Consider the following 15,557-nt stretch of genomic DNA (forward strand, 5'->3'; position numbering starts at 1 on the left):
CATAGAGCATTTAGATGAGAAATGATAAAGTGTGATGGAACTCACTTGTTGCATTTCAATTAAGGTTTTCTGCAGCGCAGAAAAATACATCTAGTCGTATATCGCTTACAAACAAGTGGCCTTAGTATTCTCAGTCCTTGATAATCAATACCTATTTATACGCCATAGGTTGGTTTTTTATGGCAAGTTAGCCAAGGTATTTGAGTTTATTTTTATCGTTAGACTCATAACAGTATAGATTCTGTTTTATTATGTGGCTTATATTCAGTGCAATAGCCTGGACTAAAATAATAATATTATTCACGGGGAAGATTAGACAATATGGCAATGTTAGAAACGATTATTAATTTTATGAATAGCTTGCTTTGGGGCAAGTTATTGGTTTATGGGCTGGTGGGAGCTGGATTGTTTTTTACCATTCGTCTCGGTTTTATTCAAGTAACACATTTTGTTCATGGCATTAAAGTATTGACGATTAGCCGTCGTCCAGGCAAGCATGGCTTATCATCATTTCAAGTTTTTTGTACCAGTATGGCGGCGCGCGTGGGGGCGGGTAATATGGCCGGTGTGGCCGTTGCAATTGGTACTGCAGGCCCTGGTGCCGTGTTTTGGATGTGGGCTATTGCGGTACTGGGTATGGCAACAGCAATGATTGAGTCGACGCTTGCCCAAGTCTATAAAGTGACCGATAGTGATGGCCAGTATCGCGGTGGACCTGCATATTATATGGAGAAAGGTCTTGGCCAACGCTGGATGGGCGTGGTTTTCTCTTTATTGTTAATTGTAGCTTTTGGGTTAGTCTTTAATGCCGTTCAAGCCAACACCATTACTGGCGCGATGACTCAGGTTTTTGGTTTTGAGCCATTCGATGTCGGAATTGTTATTGTGCTCTGCAGTGCTTTTGTCATTGTTGGTGGCCTTAAGAAAGTAGCTAAAGTCTCTGAGTTAATTGTGCCTGTTATGGCGATTGCTTACATCGCGATCGCATTGGTTGTAGTGGCAATGAATATTGAAAAGTTACCCGACATATTTATGCTGGTAATTAATAGTGCATTTGGCTGGCAAGAAGCCGCTGCTGGTGGTGTTGCCTATAGTGTTGCTCAAGCAATGCAAGCGGGTATTGCCCGAGGATTGTTTTCAAATGAGGCCGGAATGGGCAGTGCGGCAAACGTTGCGGCTAGTGCATCGCCAAACCCTAATCATCCAGCGTCACAAGGTTTTGTGCAAATGATGGGGGTTTTTGTCGATACTATTGTTATTTGTACTGCAACAGCCGCGATTATTTTATTGTCAGGAGATGCTGCGGCGAGTTCTGATGGTATAGCCAAAACCATTAGTGCCTTGACGAGTCATGTTGGCGAGTGGGGTGGTGCATTTATTGCTTTTGCCATTTTACTGTTCTGCTTTACTTCTATTATTGCTAACTATTCTTATGCAGAAACCAATGTGATGTTTTTGTTTGGCAATAGTAAAAAGGCCTTACCGTTATTTCGTGTCGTGGTGTTAGGCATGGTGATGTTTGGCTCGCTAGCCAAAATTAGCTTGGTGTGGGATTTAGCCGATGTCTCAATGGGATTAATGGCCATTGTTAACATTGTTGCACTGGTGTTGTTATCTGGTCTCGCGATCCGAGTCATTAATGATTATCGTGAGCAGATTGATGCCGGTATAGATCCTATTTTTGATACCAGTAAGTTTCCGGAGTTAGCCGATCAGCTAGAAGAAAATATTTGGCCTAATTCCAGTGAACCTGTTAATAAATAAGTTTTGTCTATTAACCTAATCGAAAAAACCATGCGAGTACGGCATGGTTTTTTTACATCAATTTAGTATGATAACAATATGATTTTATCTGGAGCAGACTTATGTTGGTTTTAGTTTCACCTGCGAAAACATTAGATTTCGAAAACCCACCTATTACCAATACTCATACTCAGCCGAGTTTGCTTAAACAAAGCCAAACATTGATGGATGTATGCCGTGCATTAACACCAATGGATATTGCCAGCTTGATGAAGGTGAGTGATAAAATCGCTGGGCTTAATGCGGCTCGTTTTGCCGAGTGGCAGCCCCCATTTACGCTCGATAATGCCAAACAAGCTATTTTTGCGTTTAGAGGTGATGTATACACGGGGTTTGATGCAGATAATTTATCTGAGTCACAAATGGCTTCTAGTCAACAACACCTGCGTATTTTATCTGGCTTATATGGTGTGCTTAAACCGTTAGATTTAATTCAACCTTATCGTTTAGAGATGGGAACAAAATTGACTAACGCTAAAGGCAGTAACTTATATGCTTTTTGGGGGGATATTATTACTAGTGAAGTGAATCAGGCGTTAAAAGAGCAGGGTGACGATATCATTGTCAATCTGGCCTCGAATGAGTACTTTAAATCGGTCAAAGTGAACCAGCTTGAAGGGCAGTTAATTACGCCAATGTTTAAAGATTTCAAAAGCGGTCAATTTAAAGTGATTAGTTTTTATGCTAAAAAAGCCCGTGGATTGATGGCTCGTTATATCGTTGATACCAAACCCGCTACTGTTGAGCAATTAACTGAGTTTGATCTTCAAGGCTATTATTACAGCAAAGCACAATCAACCGCGACAGAACCGGTGTTTTTACGCGATGAACAAAAGTAACTCATTTGAAAATAATAATATTAGGACAAAATGAGTATAATAAAAAAGCCCTTAAATAAGGGCTTTTTGAGTTATTAAGATAGGTTCTTTGTAGAGATAAAACGGATTAGTGCTGTTGTTTTTTCTGGGTAACCGGTCTTAAAGTAATTTCTGATTGCGCCATCATATAAGCAAATTGAGCATAAGCCGCCGCACTTTGTGCCAGTTTTTTTGGATCAATTTTATCCAATGTATCATTCGGCGTATGGTGATAATCAAAGTAATCAGTACCATCTTGATTTAACGACGCGACCGGAACGCCTAATGCTGGCAGCATAGACACATCTGGTCCGCCTGAGGCTTGGTTATTACCGAGTTCAACCCCGTTTAGCGTTATGGCTGAGTGTTGTTGTTTCACCTGTTCAAATGTGGCGGGGTTAACATTAAAATCAATTTTATAGACAGGTCCTGCGCCAAAATCAGATTCTGCAGCAATATAATGCTTGTCTAACTCATCCGCATGCTGCGCTGCATAGGCTTTACCACCGACCATACCGACTTCTTCCGCAGCGTATAATACCACTCGAATTGTGCGTGCTGGCTTTTGTGGTAAGTCTTGGATAAGTTTAGCTGCGGTGGTAACAATCGCGACACCTGCACCATCATCAATCGCACCTGTACCTTCATCCCATGAATCAAGATGAGCGCCGAGAAGGACTATTTCGTCTGGTTTACTGCTACCAGTGACTTCTGCGATAACATTATAAGAAGTGGCAATTCCTAAGTTTTCTGAGGTCATGTTCAAGGATAGCGTGATGTTAGGATCTCGCTTTAACATCGCATTAATTAAATCGGCATCGGGATTCGACATCGCCGCGGCGGGTATTTTAGGCGTCCCTTCTTCATAACGCATCATGCCAGTATGGGCCATTCTGTCATGATCGGTCCCAATAGAACGGATCACGATTGCCACTGCACCTTTTTGTGCGGCAACGATAGCACCACGGGAACGACCACCAACGGCTTCACCATAACCTTTCCCAGTAATATGGCGTTCAGTTTTGTGGTCGATAAACACAATCTTGCCTTCGATGCGCCCAGGCGAGGCATTGGTTAACTCTTCTAAGCTATCAAAACGTACTATGGAAGCTTTAAGACCATTAATGGGCGTAGCGACACTGCCACCTAAGGCTGTGATCACCAACGGCTGTTCATAAGGAGATACTATGCTTGCGCGGGCGGTCCCTCTAGACCAAGCAGGCACTTGGACTGATTCTTTATAAACTCTATCAAATCCGAGTAACCACAGTTTTTCCATGGCCCAATCGACAGCGATAATATCTTTATCTGTTCCAGTCAATCGTGGACCCACTTCGACCGTCAGCGATTCAACAATGTCATAGCTCAAACTCGATGATAAGGCTTGTTTGGCTAACAGCAGACTGATTTGGGCATCATCTGACTGATTAATGATCAGATTATCGCCCACCGTTTTTGATGGTGAGGTTGCTTGGCAGCCAACAATAGCGACAAATACCGCTCCGACGAGAGTGGCTCTGTGATAGTTTTTCATGAGTTTCCTTTGATTATTATAGCTAAGTCTCATTTTTCACAACAATCTAGCAAAAAGTGTGCTTCATGTCCCGACTCTATTTGTAAGGGAACGCTATATTAGAGTGGGGATCGATGAGGAGAAGAGCGCGTGATGAATATAGAAAAAATGCAACATCAAGCAGATCATGCAGTCGTGTTGCTAAAAGCTTTAGCAAATGAACGTAGATTATTTATTTTGTGTCATCTTCTTAATGAAGGTGAAATGTGTGTTGGCGAAATGAATAAGAAGTTGGGCTTAAGCCAATCGGCTTTATCTCAACATTTAGCATGGCTTCGTAAAGACAATTTAGTCTGTACTAGGAAAGAAGCTCAAACTGTTTTCTATTCATTAAAAAGTGATGAGGTAAAAGAGTTAATTCAAGTATTGAACAATATGTACTGTTACTAAATTAACTCCGCAAACGTCTTAACTGATACATCTCATTAATGGTGTCTTAAGTTAAGGCGTTTAGTTTTATTAACGCTGTTATTAACCTTAATAATGTTGTGCGCGTTTATACCCAATAAATCCCAATACGTTTATATCTCATATTACCAATGTGTCAGTATGATAAATACTGTCAACGATCATCTCAAGCGCTTCATTTCAAATAGACATTGGCGAAAGTTTCCATTCTGTTTGCCGCCCACTCTGTACCCTTGCTTCCCTTGTTAAGTCGTTAGATCCTATAAAATCTTAGCCGCGAAGCTGTTCCTATCTCTGAGATGATAAGCGGTAGGGAACGATGACAAGCGGTGGCAAGCGATGGCAAGCGATACAAGCGATGACAAGCGATAACAAGCGATAACAAGCTATGACAAGCGATGACGAGCGGTGGCAAGCGATACAAGCGGTGACAAGCGGTGGCAAGCGATGGCAAGCGGTGACAAGCGATGACAAGCGATGACAAGCGATGGCAAGCGATGGCAAGCGATGGCAAGCGATGGCAAGCGATGGCAAGCGATGTAGGGACCTAGATCCTATAGCGAGGGTAAAATTTAGATATAAAAAAACCGGCCGAGGCCGGTTTTTTGGATCTTAATCTACAAAAAACTAAGCTGCAATAGCTTTGATTTTTGCGTTTAAGCGAGCCTTCTGACGAGCGGCTTTATTCTTGTGAATAATGCCTTTAGTCGCCATACGGTCAACAATTGGTTGTGCAGTAGCAAACGCTTCTGTAGCCGCTTTATGATCACCGCTTTTGATAGCAGCGATGACTCTTTTAACGTATGTACGTAACATAGAGCGACGACTAGCGTTATGCTGGCGACGCTTTTCAGACTGAAGCGCGCGCTTCTTTGCAGACTTGCTATTAGCCAAGGTGCAACTCCTAAAAACTGGATTTGATACTTTTAAGGCCGAGGAATATGCCTGCTTTTTGTCGTCTTGTCAACGACTATAGTTGAATAATAATCATAAAGATAAATTAATCCAACCTAGCATGCCAAACTTCAACCCAACTCGTGTAATATGTGGCGTAATTCTACCAGCTCTTCGGTCTGTGTGACAGCGTTAGAATAGAATATTTATTATAAATCCCATTAATTTCTTAGAAGTGACCGAGTGTCTGGGGGCTGTTTGAGCAAAAAATTATTTAAATCAGGTCTGATTGTCAGTGTTATGACGCTGATTTCCCGAGTATTAGGCTTAGTTCGCGATGTGGTAATCGCCAATTTAATGGGGGCGGGTAGTAGTGCGGATGTATTCTTTTTTGCTAATAAAATACCTAACTTTTTAAGACGTTTATTTGCTGAAGGGGCTTTTGCGCAGGCATTTGTGCCAGTACTGACTGAGTATCAGGAGAACATGACCCCAGAAGATACTCGTGAGTTAATCAGTAAGGTTGCTGGTACCTTAGGCGTACTAGTGACGATTGTGACTTTGTTTGGGGTCGTATTTTCACCTGTATTAGCGGCCCTTTTTGGTGGCGGGTGGTTCGTCGATTGGCTCAATGACGGGCCTAATGCCGAAAAGTTCGAACTTGCATCAGTTATGTTAAAAATCACTTTTCCCTATTTGTGGTTTATCACCTTTACCGCCTTGGCGGGCTCGATACTCAACACTCGTGGACGGTTTGCTGTATCAGCCTTTACGCCTGTTTTTTTGAATGTTGCAATTATTGCGGTGGCTTTATGGTATGCGGACACCTTAGAAAATCCTGAAATTGGTTTAGCTTGGGGGGTCTTTTTTGGTGGTCTTATTCAGTTTTTGTTCCAAATCCCCTTTTTAATTCGTGAGAACGTGCTCGTTAAGCCAACGTGGGGATGGAATCATCCTGGTGTGGTAAAAATTAGAACCTTGATGATCCCAGCCTTATTTGGTGTGTCTGTTTCACAAATTAATTTATTGTTCGACACTTTTATAGCCAGTTTCCTGATGACGGGATCGATAAGTTGGTTGTATTACGCTGACCGATTATTGGAGTTCCCTTTAGGATTATTTGGGATTGCCATCGCCACAGTTATCTTGCCTGCGTTATCGCAAAAACATGTTAATGCCCAAGGCAGTGGGTTTAATCAAACCATGGACTGGGGCGTTAAAGCCATTTTGCTATTAGGCACTCCGGCGATGTTAGGGTTAATTATTCTGGCCAAACCTATGCTGATGGTGCTGTTTATGCGCGGAGCCTTTAGTCTTAATGACGTTGAAATGGCGTCCTATAGCTTGGTTGCATACGGTTGTGGCTTATTGAGTTTTATGATGATTAAAGTGTTAGCGCCGGGATACTACTCGCGTCAAGACACTAAAACACCGGTTAAATATGGCATTATTGCCATGGTCAGCAATATGGTGTTTAACCTTATTTTTGCTATTCCATTTGGCTACGTGGGCTTAGCCATTGCGACATCAATGTCTGCACTATTAAATGCGAGTTTGTTATATCGCGGTTTACACAAAGCGGGCGTTTATCAAATGAGTCGACAAACGTTATTTTTCTCATTAAAAGTGATCATTTCTACAGCCTTAATGACCATTGCCATTATTTATTTTATGCCACAACAAAGCGTATGGCTTGAATGGCAAACCTTTGAACGTATGTTTATGTTGATTGAGCTTATTGTAGGCGGTGCAGTTATTTATTTGTTGAGTTTACTGGCATTGGGCGTTCGGCCTTGGAAAATTAAACGTCAGGGATAATTTCCTAAGGTGAACCGCCGACCGAGGATCGGCAGGTTATCCTAAATCCTGTGTAATAATCTGAGACTGAAACTCGCATCTAACATTGGTTTGGGTATATAATCTGCCGATTTGCTATAGGCAGTATTGAGCGTAATGGAATTAATCCGCGGTATACACAATATTTTACCTTCTCATCATGGTTGCGTTTTGACCATAGGGAATTTTGATGGTGTCCATCGTGGTCATGCGCAGGTGATCAGCTGCTTGGTTAGTAAAGCGCATCATTTTCAACTACCTGCAACAGTAATGACCTTCGAGCCTCAGCCACAAGAACGCTTTCGTGGTGCAGATGCTCCCGCTCGTCTCAGTCTTCTGCGCGATAAAATTAGATTACTCGATGAGCTTAAAATTGACCAGCTACTCTGTATCAATTTTACTGCCGCTTTTGCTAATCAACCTGCTGAAGCGTTTATTGAAGAGTTATTAGTCAAAAAACTCGGGGTTAAATATCTCGTCGTGGGTGATGACTTTTGCTTTGGTAAAGGCCGCGAAGGTACTTTTGACATGCTCGTTGCTGCAGGTAAGCAATTTGGCTTTACGGTTGTCAGTACACAAAGCTTTGTGGTTGGGTCGTCGCGAGTAAGTTCTACGGCTGTAAGAGAACAACTGGCGTTAGGAAATTTAGAACAAGCAAGACGTTTATTGGGACATCCGTTCATTTTAAGTGGTAGGGTTGCTCACGGACAAAAAATAGGCCGTACAATCGGTTTTCCAACGGCAAATATAGCATTAAAGCGTAACGTTGTGCCTGTTCGAGGGGTATTTGCTGTGCGTTTGTATTGGGATGGCAGCGATATTTATGACGGTGTGGCTAATGTAGGGTTCAGGCCCACTGTAAATGGCCAAACCTGCAGATTAGAAGTCCATTTGTTTGATTTTAGCGGTGATTTATACGGCAAACGAGTGGAAGTAGAATTAATAGCAAAAATCCGTGATGAGCAACCCTTTGAGTCATTGGATGCGCTAAAAAAACAAATTTTAAATGATGCAAATGAAGCTCGCGCTTTATTTAGCAACGATGCTAGCTGAAATGAATCAGCTTTAATAATGGTATGGGATCAATGAGCGACTATAAATTTACTTTGAATTTGCCGGAAACAGAGTTTCCGATGCGCGGTAATTTGGCAAATCGCGAGCCAGAAATGTTAACTCGCTGGACGCAAGATGGACTGTATCAACAGATCCGTGAAAGCCGAATTGGCCGTAAACCTTTCATACTGCATGATGGCCCTCCATACGCTAATGGCAGCATTCATATTGGTCACTCTGTTAATAAAATTCTTAAAGACATTATTATTAAGTCAAAAACCATGTCTGGTTTTGACGCACCCTATATCCCTGGTTGGGACTGTCATGGATTACCGATTGAGCTGAAAGTTGAGCAAAAAGTCGGTAAGCCTGGTGTCAAGATTTCTGCAGCGGAATTCCGTGAAGAATGTCGTAAATATGCTGCTATTCAAGTTGACGGTCAACGTGATGACTTCATTCGTTTAGGGGTATTAGGCGATTGGCAAAATCCGTATTTAACCATGGATTTTTCAACTGAAGCGAATATTGTTCGTTCACTGGCAAAAGTGATTGATAGCGGTCATTTGCACAAAGGTGTTAAGCCAGTGCATTGGTGTACCGACTGTGGTTCGGCACTCGCTGAAGCGGAAGTGGAATACGAAGATAGAAAATCTCCGGCTATTGATGTCGCTTTTGTGGCGGTTGATAGTCAAGCTGTTGCCGCTAAATTTGGCGTTGAAAATTATACTAAACCAGTAGCGATGGCAATTTGGACTACTACGCCGTGGACCATCCCTGCTAACCGTGCATTGTCGTTAAACGCCGAGTTAGATTACAGCTTGATTGAGTTTGTTAAAAACGGTGAAACCACAACATTGATTTTGGCTCAAGTGCTTGTTGAGTCATGTCTTGAACGTTACGGCGTTGAAAGCCATCAATTATTAGGCGAAGTTAAAGGGGCTGAGCTCGAGTTAATGCGCTTTAACCACCCATTCTATGCCTTTGATGTACCAGCTATTTTAGGTGACCATGTCACCACAGATGCGGGTACTGGTATTGTACATACCGCCCCAGGTCACGGTCAGGACGATTTTATTGTTGGCCTGAAATACGGTTTGGAAGTGGCCAACCCTGTTGGCGATAACGGTGTTTATAAAGCCGATACTGAGTTTTTTGCCGGTCAGCATGTCTTTAAAGCTAACGCCAATGTGGTTGAGCTGTTAAAAGAGAAAGGTGCGTTATTACTTCATGTTGCTTACCTTCACAGCTATCCACATTGCTGGCGCCATAAAACACCGATTATTTTCCGTGCGACACCACAGTGGTTTATCTCTATGGATAACCACGATCTGCGTTCGCAAGCATTAGAAGAAATAAAGCAAACCAAATGGATCCCTGATTGGGGTCAAAGCCGTATTGAAAAAATGGTAGAAAACCGCCCAGACTGGTGTATTTCACGTCAGCGAACTTGGGGCGTACCGATCACATTATTTGTTCACCGCGAAACGGATGAGCTGCATCCCGATAGCGTGTCATTAATGGAACGAGTTGCGCATCGCATTGAACAGCAAGGTATTCAAGCTTGGTGGGATTTAGATGCAAGTGAATTGTTAGGTGATGAAGCAGATCAGTACCGTAAAGTCACTGATACATTGGACGTATGGTTTGACTCAGGCTCATCATTTTCTTCAGTTGTTGCTGCGCGTCCAGAGTTTCAAGGACATGAAATTGATTTGTATTTAGAAGGTAGCGATCAGCACCGCGGTTGGTTTATGTCATCATTAATGATTTCAACGGCGATGAATGGTAAAGCACCTTATAAGCAAGTATTGACTCATGGTTTTACCGTTGATGGTAAAGGCCGCAAGATGTCAAAATCTGTCGGTAATGTGATAGCTCCCTTACAAGTGATCAATAAGCTCGGCGCTGACATTTTACGTCTATGGGTTGCCGCAACCGATTACAGTGGTGAAATGACAGTCTCTGACGAGATTTTAAATCGCAGCGCTGATGCGTACCGTCGAATTCGTAATACTGCCCGTTTCTTGTTAGCTAACTTAAATGGCTTTAACCCAGAAACTGACATGATCCCGTCTGAAGACATGGTCGCGTTAGACCGTTGGGTTGTGCGCCGTGCCGCTGCACTGCAACAAGAAATAATTGAAGCGTATGATCAATACAACTTCCATTTAGTGACTCAAAAGCTGATGCAGTTCTGTTCAGTAGAGTTAGGCAGTTTTTATCTTGATATTATTAAAGACCGCCAATACACCGCCAAGCAAGAAGGTCATGCTCGTCGTAGTTGCCAGTCAGCGCTTTATCATATTGCAGAAGCAATGGTACGTTGGATGACACCCATTTTAAGCTTTACTGCTGATGAACTGTGGCAGTTGCTACCCGGTAAGCGTGAAAAGTATGTGTTTACCCAAGAATGGTATCAAGGTTTAGAAGCGGTGACACTTGACAGTGATTTAAGTGATGATTACTGGGAGAAACTATTAGCTGTCCGTAACGAAGTTAACAAAGTACTTGAACAAGCTCGTCGTGATAAACGTATTGGTGGTTCATTAGAAGCGGAAGTGACATTGTTTGCTGATGCTGATTTAGCCGCTGAGTTAGCTAAAGTAGGTGATGAGTTACGTTTTGTACTGATCACCTCTAAAGCTGCTGTTGCCGATATGTCACAAGCGGGTAGTGACGCCATCGAAACTGAATTAAGCTCGCTTAAGTTAGTGGTTGCTAAAAGTGCGGCACACAAGTGCGAGCGTTGCTGGCACTATCGCGAAGAAGTTGGCACCATTGAAGCTCACCCAACATTGTGTCAACGCTGTGTGACCAATATTGAAGGTGAAGGCGAACACCGCGACTTTGCTTAAGGAAGCATATACATGAGTTCTGTACCATTAACGTGGAAAGACAGTGGCTTGCGTTGGTATTGGGTAGCTGCATTGGTGTTTATAGCCGATCAGCTCTCTAAACAATGGGTGCTCGCCAATTTTGATTTGTATGAGTCTATACAGCTTTTACCCTTTTTTAATTTCACTTATGTGCGAAACTACGGCGCGGCTTTCAGTTTTTTAAGTGACGCAGGTGGCTGGCAGCGGTGGTTGTTTACCGTTATTGCTCTCGGTTTTAGTACCTTGTTAACGATCTGGTTGCGTAAGCAGTCTTATTCGTTATGGCGCAGCAACCTCGCTTTTACGTTAGTTATTGGCGGTGCATTAGGTAATTTGATTGATCGTTTAATGCATGGTTTCGTGGTTGATTTTATCGATTTCTACTGGAATACCAGTCATTATCCAGCGTTTAATATAGCCGATGCGGGGATCTTTATGGGTGCCGCATTGATCATTTGGGACTCATTTAGACCCGAGACAAAGCCATTGAAGGAGCAAGATTAACTATGACAGATTTAACTAAACAAGATAGTCGTTCATTGTTGTGTCATATGAATATTGTACTGGAAGATGGATCTACAGCTGAAAGTACAAAATCATCAGGTAAACCTTCACGCTTAAACATTGGTGATGGTAGCTTAAGTCCGGCTTTTGAAGACCAGCTTAAAGACTTAAATGAAGGTGATAAGCACCAATTTACCTTAGTGGCAAAAGATGCTTTTGGTGAATCCAATCCAGATGCGGTTCATTATATGGACCGAAGCCGCTTTCCTGCAGATATGGAGCTTGAAGAAGGCGTTATTGTCAGTTTTGGCGGTCCTGGTGGGAGTGAAATACCGGGTATTATCCGTGATACTGCTGGCGATTCCATTACCGTCGACTTAAACCATCCACTAGCAGGACGCACGATAACGTTTGAACTTGAAGTTGTCAGTGTCATCACTGAGTAAAAAAGGTATCACATGCTAAAAGTTGATCCAACGTCTCCTGAGCTTAATATTCTACTCGCCAACCCTCGCGGATTTTGCGCAGGGGTAGATCGCGCTATCAGTATTGTAGAACGTGCTTTAGAGTTATTTGAACCTCCAATTTATGTACGTCATGAAGTCGTACATAATCGTTATGTGGTTGAAAACCTAAAACAGCGAGGTGCTATTTTCGTTGATGAACTTGAGCAAGTACCAGACAATAGCATTGTTATTTTTAGCGCTCATGGAGTATCACAGACAGTAAGAAAAGAAGCAAAACACCGTGGTTTAAAAGTGTTTGATGCAACATGTCCTCTAGTGACCAAAGTACATTTACAAGTGACCCGTGCAAGTCGCAAGGGTGTTGAGTGCATTTTAATTGGTCATGAGGGACATCCAGAAGTTGAAGGCACCATGGGGCAATATGATAACCCTAACGGTGGTGTTTATCTTATTGAATCTCCTGAGGATGTGAATAGTCTTCAGGTCAATAACCCAGATAACCTCTGTTTTGTCACTCAAACTACGCTTTCTGTCGATGACACCTTGGATATCATTACTGCACTAAAACAGCGTTTTCCTTCCATTGAAGGACCTCGTAAGGATGATATTTGCTACGCGACACAAAATCGCCAAGATGCGGTAAGAAGTATGTCTGCTGAAGTCGATTTATTGATTGTTGTCGGTTCCAAAAATAGTTCTAATTCAAATCGTTTACGTGAACTGGCTGAAAAGACCGGTACGCAATCTTATTTAGTTGATACCGCCGCCGATGTTGAAGCAATCTGGTTTAACGGGGTGAAGAAAGTGGCAGTAACAGCCGGGGCATCAGCGCCTGAAGTGCTAGTGCAACAAGTTGTTAACGCGATAGCGACACTTGCACCGAGTGTGATAACTGAAGTTGAAGGTCGTAAAGAAGACACTGTGTTTGCAGTTCCGGCGGAATTACGTTAATTATTTCAATAGTTTCAACTGTCTATCAATATTAACCCGCAACCTAACTTGGTTGCGGGTTTTTTGTACTTGCAAAATAAACCGAGTATAATACCGAAAAGACTGTATTGAGCTCTTAATCATGCTTAATATAAGAAATTATACAAAATTGATACTATCTGATTACATTTAAGTCAGCTATTATCAATACATAATAATAATTCAAGTTCAAGTAAAGGATCTAAGGTTGAAAGTATCTGCTATTGACCTTATTAGGGGAGTTGGCACTCATGTCATGTAAAAGGAATGGATTTTCCTTAATTGAAGTTATGGTCTCACTAGTGATCCTAGTGATAGGCCTTATTGGGATTTTTAATCTTCATATTATTGCCAAGAAAGGCAGTTTCGAATCTTTTCAGCAAACCCAAGCCTCATATTATGCCGACGACATTATTAATCGTATGCGTATCAATAGCGGTCAATTAGCTACTTATGCAGGGACCTACACAGGTACAACGATTACATCTGCTAAGTCTTGCGATGTTGCAGTTGGTGGTAATGTCAATTGTACTAATATTGAAACCAGAAACTGGGATCTATATCAATGGGAACGGGCATTTTTAGGTGAAAATGAACAATCACCTGACAATCAAAATGTGGGTGGCTTAGATTCGCCTACGGCCTGTATTGATATCGACGCTAGCAATAATGTCACCGTAGTCATGACTTGGAAGGGCGTAAGGGTTTCATCAGATGGTACCGAAGGACAAACTAGTTTTGTTAAAGGGTGTGGTTCTAGTAGCGATAGACGGCGAGCATTGGTTGTCAATACGGCGATTATAATATGATAAAAGCATTTGATAGTCAGCGAGGCATGTCGCTGGTAGAGTTAATGGTCGCTATGTTAATCAGCTTATTTTTAACGGCCGGCCTTTTCACTATGTTTAGCATGTCTTCAAGTAATGTGACTACCACAAGCCAGTTTAATCAATTGCAAGAAAATGGCCGTATTGCACTGGCAATTATGGAGCGAGACCTAAGTCAGCTGGGCTTTATGGGAGACGCTACTCGTCTAGGTATTAGTCTTGGCAATACTATTGTTTCTGCCACTGCAGTTAACGTAGATTGCATCGGTGGAGGACCTAATAATGCTAGTTTTCCTAATGGGCTGCAGGCTCACTTTCGTACATTATGGGGATATGAGCAAGGAGTCGGTGCTGGCTCCTTAACGTGTATAACCCCAAATAATAAAACCGATGTTATTCAAATTAAACGCCTAATTGGCCCACCAGTGACAGTATTAACTGCTACTCGCTATTATGCGGCTTCTAATTCTAGTGATATTGTCTTTTTTAATGGCAGCGTTGCAGCCCCTTCGCTTACCGATAGTCGATTATGGGAGTATCAGCATCATGTCTATTTTATCCGGGATGATGGTGATATACCCGTATTAAGGCGTCGCACCTTATCAATTAATAATGGCATGAACAACGAAGAGCAGCTTGTTGAAGGTATAGAAAATATGCGCATTTTATATGGATTTGACAACAATGGTGATGGTACTGCAGACAGCTATATGCCGGCACAAAATATGACTTCCTTAATGTGGGAGTGGAATAACATTATCATTAATCAGCGTTTAGTTGCCTTAAGGGTATTCTTGTTGGTTCGTTCAAGTGAGAAAGACAGAAGCTATAAAAACGATATTACCTATAAGTTGGGTGATAAAACTATTGAACCATTAAACGATAATTACCGTCGTAAAGTGGTTTCAACTACGATTATTTTAAAAAACCCTATTTTATTTTAAGCAAATTTAAATTTTATGTATGGTGTTTTTATTATTATGTGTGGTGTTTTATTATTAATTGTTGAACACAGTAGTTAAGTGAGTAAATGGTATGAAAATGATTAAATCGCAAAGAAAACAGCAAGGTATTGTGTTGTTTTTTTCATTGATAGTGCTTGTGCTTATGACCTTAATTGGTGTGGCATTAGCGGTTAATTCTACTCAGTCATTAAGAATGGCAGGTGCCGGCTCTGAGCGTTTAGACGCAATGGCATCAGCTCAAGGTGCACAAGATAAAACCATTGTTGCAAATGCAGACGCAATGGCGAATATGACGGCTATTTCTACAACGATCGATAATGAGTTAGGTGTGTCAAGTACTTTAACGCCGATGAGCATTGGTGATGTCGGCTGTCAACGAAGTCCTGCAGCAACGGGACAAAATTTAATCAATTGTCTTCGTTTCGAGATATCCAGCGCGGCGACATTCGGACGCAGTGAAATGGGGTTAGTTACCGTTATTTCTGGGATAGAAAAAGAAGTATTATGATGAACAGGGAGCTAGTC

14 protein-coding genes are annotated in these 15,557 nt (G+C 42.0%); 12 read left to right on the forward strand and 2 right to left on the reverse strand.

The window, feature by feature from the left end; all coding sequences use genetic code 11:
- The first annotated feature begins 327 nt into the window (after positions 1–327).
- Both CXF80_RS19645 and yaaA read left to right on the forward strand, forming a co-directional pair.
- The gene (locus CXF80_RS19645; protein WP_101034838.1) at positions 328–1,764 is read left to right on the forward strand and encodes an alanine/glycine:cation symporter family protein; all 1,437 of its coding nucleotides are present in this window, start codon (positions 328–330) and stop codon (positions 1,762–1,764) included.
- Positions 1,765–1,865: 101 nt separating this feature from the next.
- Entirely contained in the window at positions 1,866–2,642 is a 777-nt protein-coding gene (yaaA, locus tag CXF80_RS19650) for a peroxide stress protein YaaA (protein ID WP_101034564.1), read from the forward strand.
- 106 nt (positions 2,643–2,748) lie between these two features.
- Here the strand turns inward: yaaA and CXF80_RS19655 are convergent, their stop codons facing one another.
- A complete protein-coding gene (locus CXF80_RS19655; protein ID WP_101034565.1) occupies positions 2,749–4,194 on the reverse strand; it encodes a M20/M25/M40 family metallo-hydrolase in 1,446 nt (481 codons plus the stop codon).
- Between the two features lie 132 nt (positions 4,195–4,326).
- Here CXF80_RS19655 and CXF80_RS19660 point away from each other — a divergent pair, with 132 nt between their 5' ends.
- Positions 4,327–4,623: an ArsR/SmtB family transcription factor gene (locus CXF80_RS19660; protein WP_101034566.1), complete on the forward strand. Its 297-nt coding sequence runs from the start codon at positions 4,327–4,329 to the stop codon at positions 4,621–4,623.
- A gap of 645 nt (positions 4,624–5,268) precedes the next feature.
- Here the strand turns inward: CXF80_RS19660 and rpsT are convergent.
- Positions 5,269–5,535, reverse strand: coding sequence for a 30S ribosomal protein S20 (rpsT, locus tag CXF80_RS19665; RefSeq protein ID WP_101034567.1), 267 nt, complete (start codon positions 5,533–5,535; stop codon positions 5,269–5,271).
- A gap of 258 nt (positions 5,536–5,793) precedes the next feature.
- Between rpsT and murJ the strand changes: the two genes are divergently transcribed.
- The 9 genes from murJ to CXF80_RS19710 all read left to right on the forward strand — a co-directional run bounded on the left by murJ (position 5,794) and on the right by CXF80_RS19710 (position 15,540).
- Positions 5,794–7,353, forward strand: coding sequence for a murein biosynthesis integral membrane protein MurJ (gene murJ / locus CXF80_RS19670; protein WP_101034568.1), 1,560 nt, complete (start codon positions 5,794–5,796; stop codon positions 7,351–7,353).
- A 135-nt stretch (positions 7,354–7,488) separates the two neighbouring features.
- Complete coding sequence (ribF, locus tag CXF80_RS19675; RefSeq protein WP_101034569.1) at positions 7,489–8,424, forward strand: bifunctional riboflavin kinase/FAD synthetase; 936 nt, start codon at positions 7,489–7,491, stop codon at positions 8,422–8,424.
- A 32-nt stretch (positions 8,425–8,456) separates the two neighbouring features.
- Complete coding sequence (gene ileS / locus CXF80_RS19680; protein WP_101034570.1) at positions 8,457–11,279, forward strand: isoleucine--tRNA ligase; 2,823 nt, start codon at positions 8,457–8,459, stop codon at positions 11,277–11,279.
- Between the two features lie 12 nt (positions 11,280–11,291).
- Positions 11,292–11,804, forward strand: a complete 513-nt coding sequence (gene lspA / locus CXF80_RS19685; RefSeq protein ID WP_101034571.1) for a signal peptidase II — start codon at positions 11,292–11,294, stop codon at positions 11,802–11,804.
- A gap of 2 nt (positions 11,805–11,806) precedes the next feature.
- On the forward strand, positions 11,807–12,250 hold the full coding sequence (fkpB, locus tag CXF80_RS19690) for an FKBP-type peptidyl-prolyl cis-trans isomerase (protein WP_101034572.1): 444 nt from the start codon (positions 11,807–11,809) through the stop codon (positions 12,248–12,250).
- Between the two features lie 12 nt (positions 12,251–12,262).
- Positions 12,263–13,222 carry a 4-hydroxy-3-methylbut-2-enyl diphosphate reductase gene (ispH, locus tag CXF80_RS19695; protein ID WP_101034573.1) on the forward strand — a complete coding sequence of 320 codons (960 nt, stop codon included), beginning with the start codon at positions 12,263–12,265 and terminating at the stop codon, positions 13,220–13,222.
- A 269-nt stretch (positions 13,223–13,491) separates the two neighbouring features.
- Positions 13,492–14,049 carry a type IV pilus modification protein PilV gene (gene pilV / locus CXF80_RS19700; RefSeq protein WP_101034839.1) on the forward strand — a complete coding sequence of 186 codons (558 nt, stop codon included), beginning with the start codon at positions 13,492–13,494 and terminating at the stop codon, positions 14,047–14,049.
- Positions 14,046–15,011, forward strand: coding sequence for a PilW family protein (locus tag CXF80_RS19705; protein ID WP_101034574.1), 966 nt, complete (start codon positions 14,046–14,048; stop codon positions 15,009–15,011). The genes pilV and CXF80_RS19705 overlap by 4 nt, the downstream gene beginning before the upstream one ends.
- Before the next feature lie 97 nt (positions 15,012–15,108).
- A complete protein-coding gene (locus tag CXF80_RS19710) occupies positions 15,109–15,540 on the forward strand; it encodes a pilus assembly PilX family protein (RefSeq protein ID WP_443019076.1) in 432 nt (143 codons plus the stop codon).
- Positions 15,541–15,557: the final 17 nt, after the last annotated feature.

Origin of the sequence: Shewanella sp. Actino-trap-3, from assembly GCF_002836275.1 — a bacterium.
Lineage (GTDB): Bacteria > Pseudomonadota > Gammaproteobacteria > Enterobacterales > Shewanellaceae > Shewanella > Shewanella psychromarinicola.

Coding starts and splice junctions, on each gene's coding strand:
- CXF80_RS19645 (WP_101034838.1), top strand. CDS start 328: ATGTTAGAAACGATTATTAATTTTATGAATAGCTTGCTTTGGGGCAAG.
- yaaA (WP_101034564.1), top strand. CDS start 1,866: ATGTTGGTTTTAGTTTCACCTGCGAAAACATTAGATTTCGAAAACCCA.
- CXF80_RS19655 (WP_101034565.1), bottom strand. CDS start 4,194: ATGAAAAACTATCACAGAGCCACTCTCGTCGGAGCGGTATTTGTCGCT.
- CXF80_RS19660 (WP_101034566.1), top strand. CDS start 4,327: ATGAATATAGAAAAAATGCAACATCAAGCAGATCATGCAGTCGTGTTG.
- ribF (WP_101034569.1), top strand. CDS start 7,489: ATGGAATTAATCCGCGGTATACACAATATTTTACCTTCTCATCATGGT.
- ileS (WP_101034570.1), top strand. CDS start 8,457: ATGAGCGACTATAAATTTACTTTGAATTTGCCGGAAACAGAGTTTCCG.
- lspA (WP_101034571.1), top strand. CDS start 11,292: ATGAGTTCTGTACCATTAACGTGGAAAGACAGTGGCTTGCGTTGGTAT.
- fkpB (WP_101034572.1), top strand. CDS start 11,807: ATGACAGATTTAACTAAACAAGATAGTCGTTCATTGTTGTGTCATATG.
- ispH (WP_101034573.1), top strand. CDS start 12,263: ATGCTAAAAGTTGATCCAACGTCTCCTGAGCTTAATATTCTACTCGCC.
- pilV (WP_101034839.1), top strand. CDS start 13,492: ATGTCATGTAAAAGGAATGGATTTTCCTTAATTGAAGTTATGGTCTCA.
- CXF80_RS19705 (WP_101034574.1), top strand. CDS start 14,046: ATGATAAAAGCATTTGATAGTCAGCGAGGCATGTCGCTGGTAGAGTTA.
- CXF80_RS19710 (WP_443019076.1), top strand. CDS start 15,109: ATGATTAAATCGCAAAGAAAACAGCAAGGTATTGTGTTGTTTTTTTCA.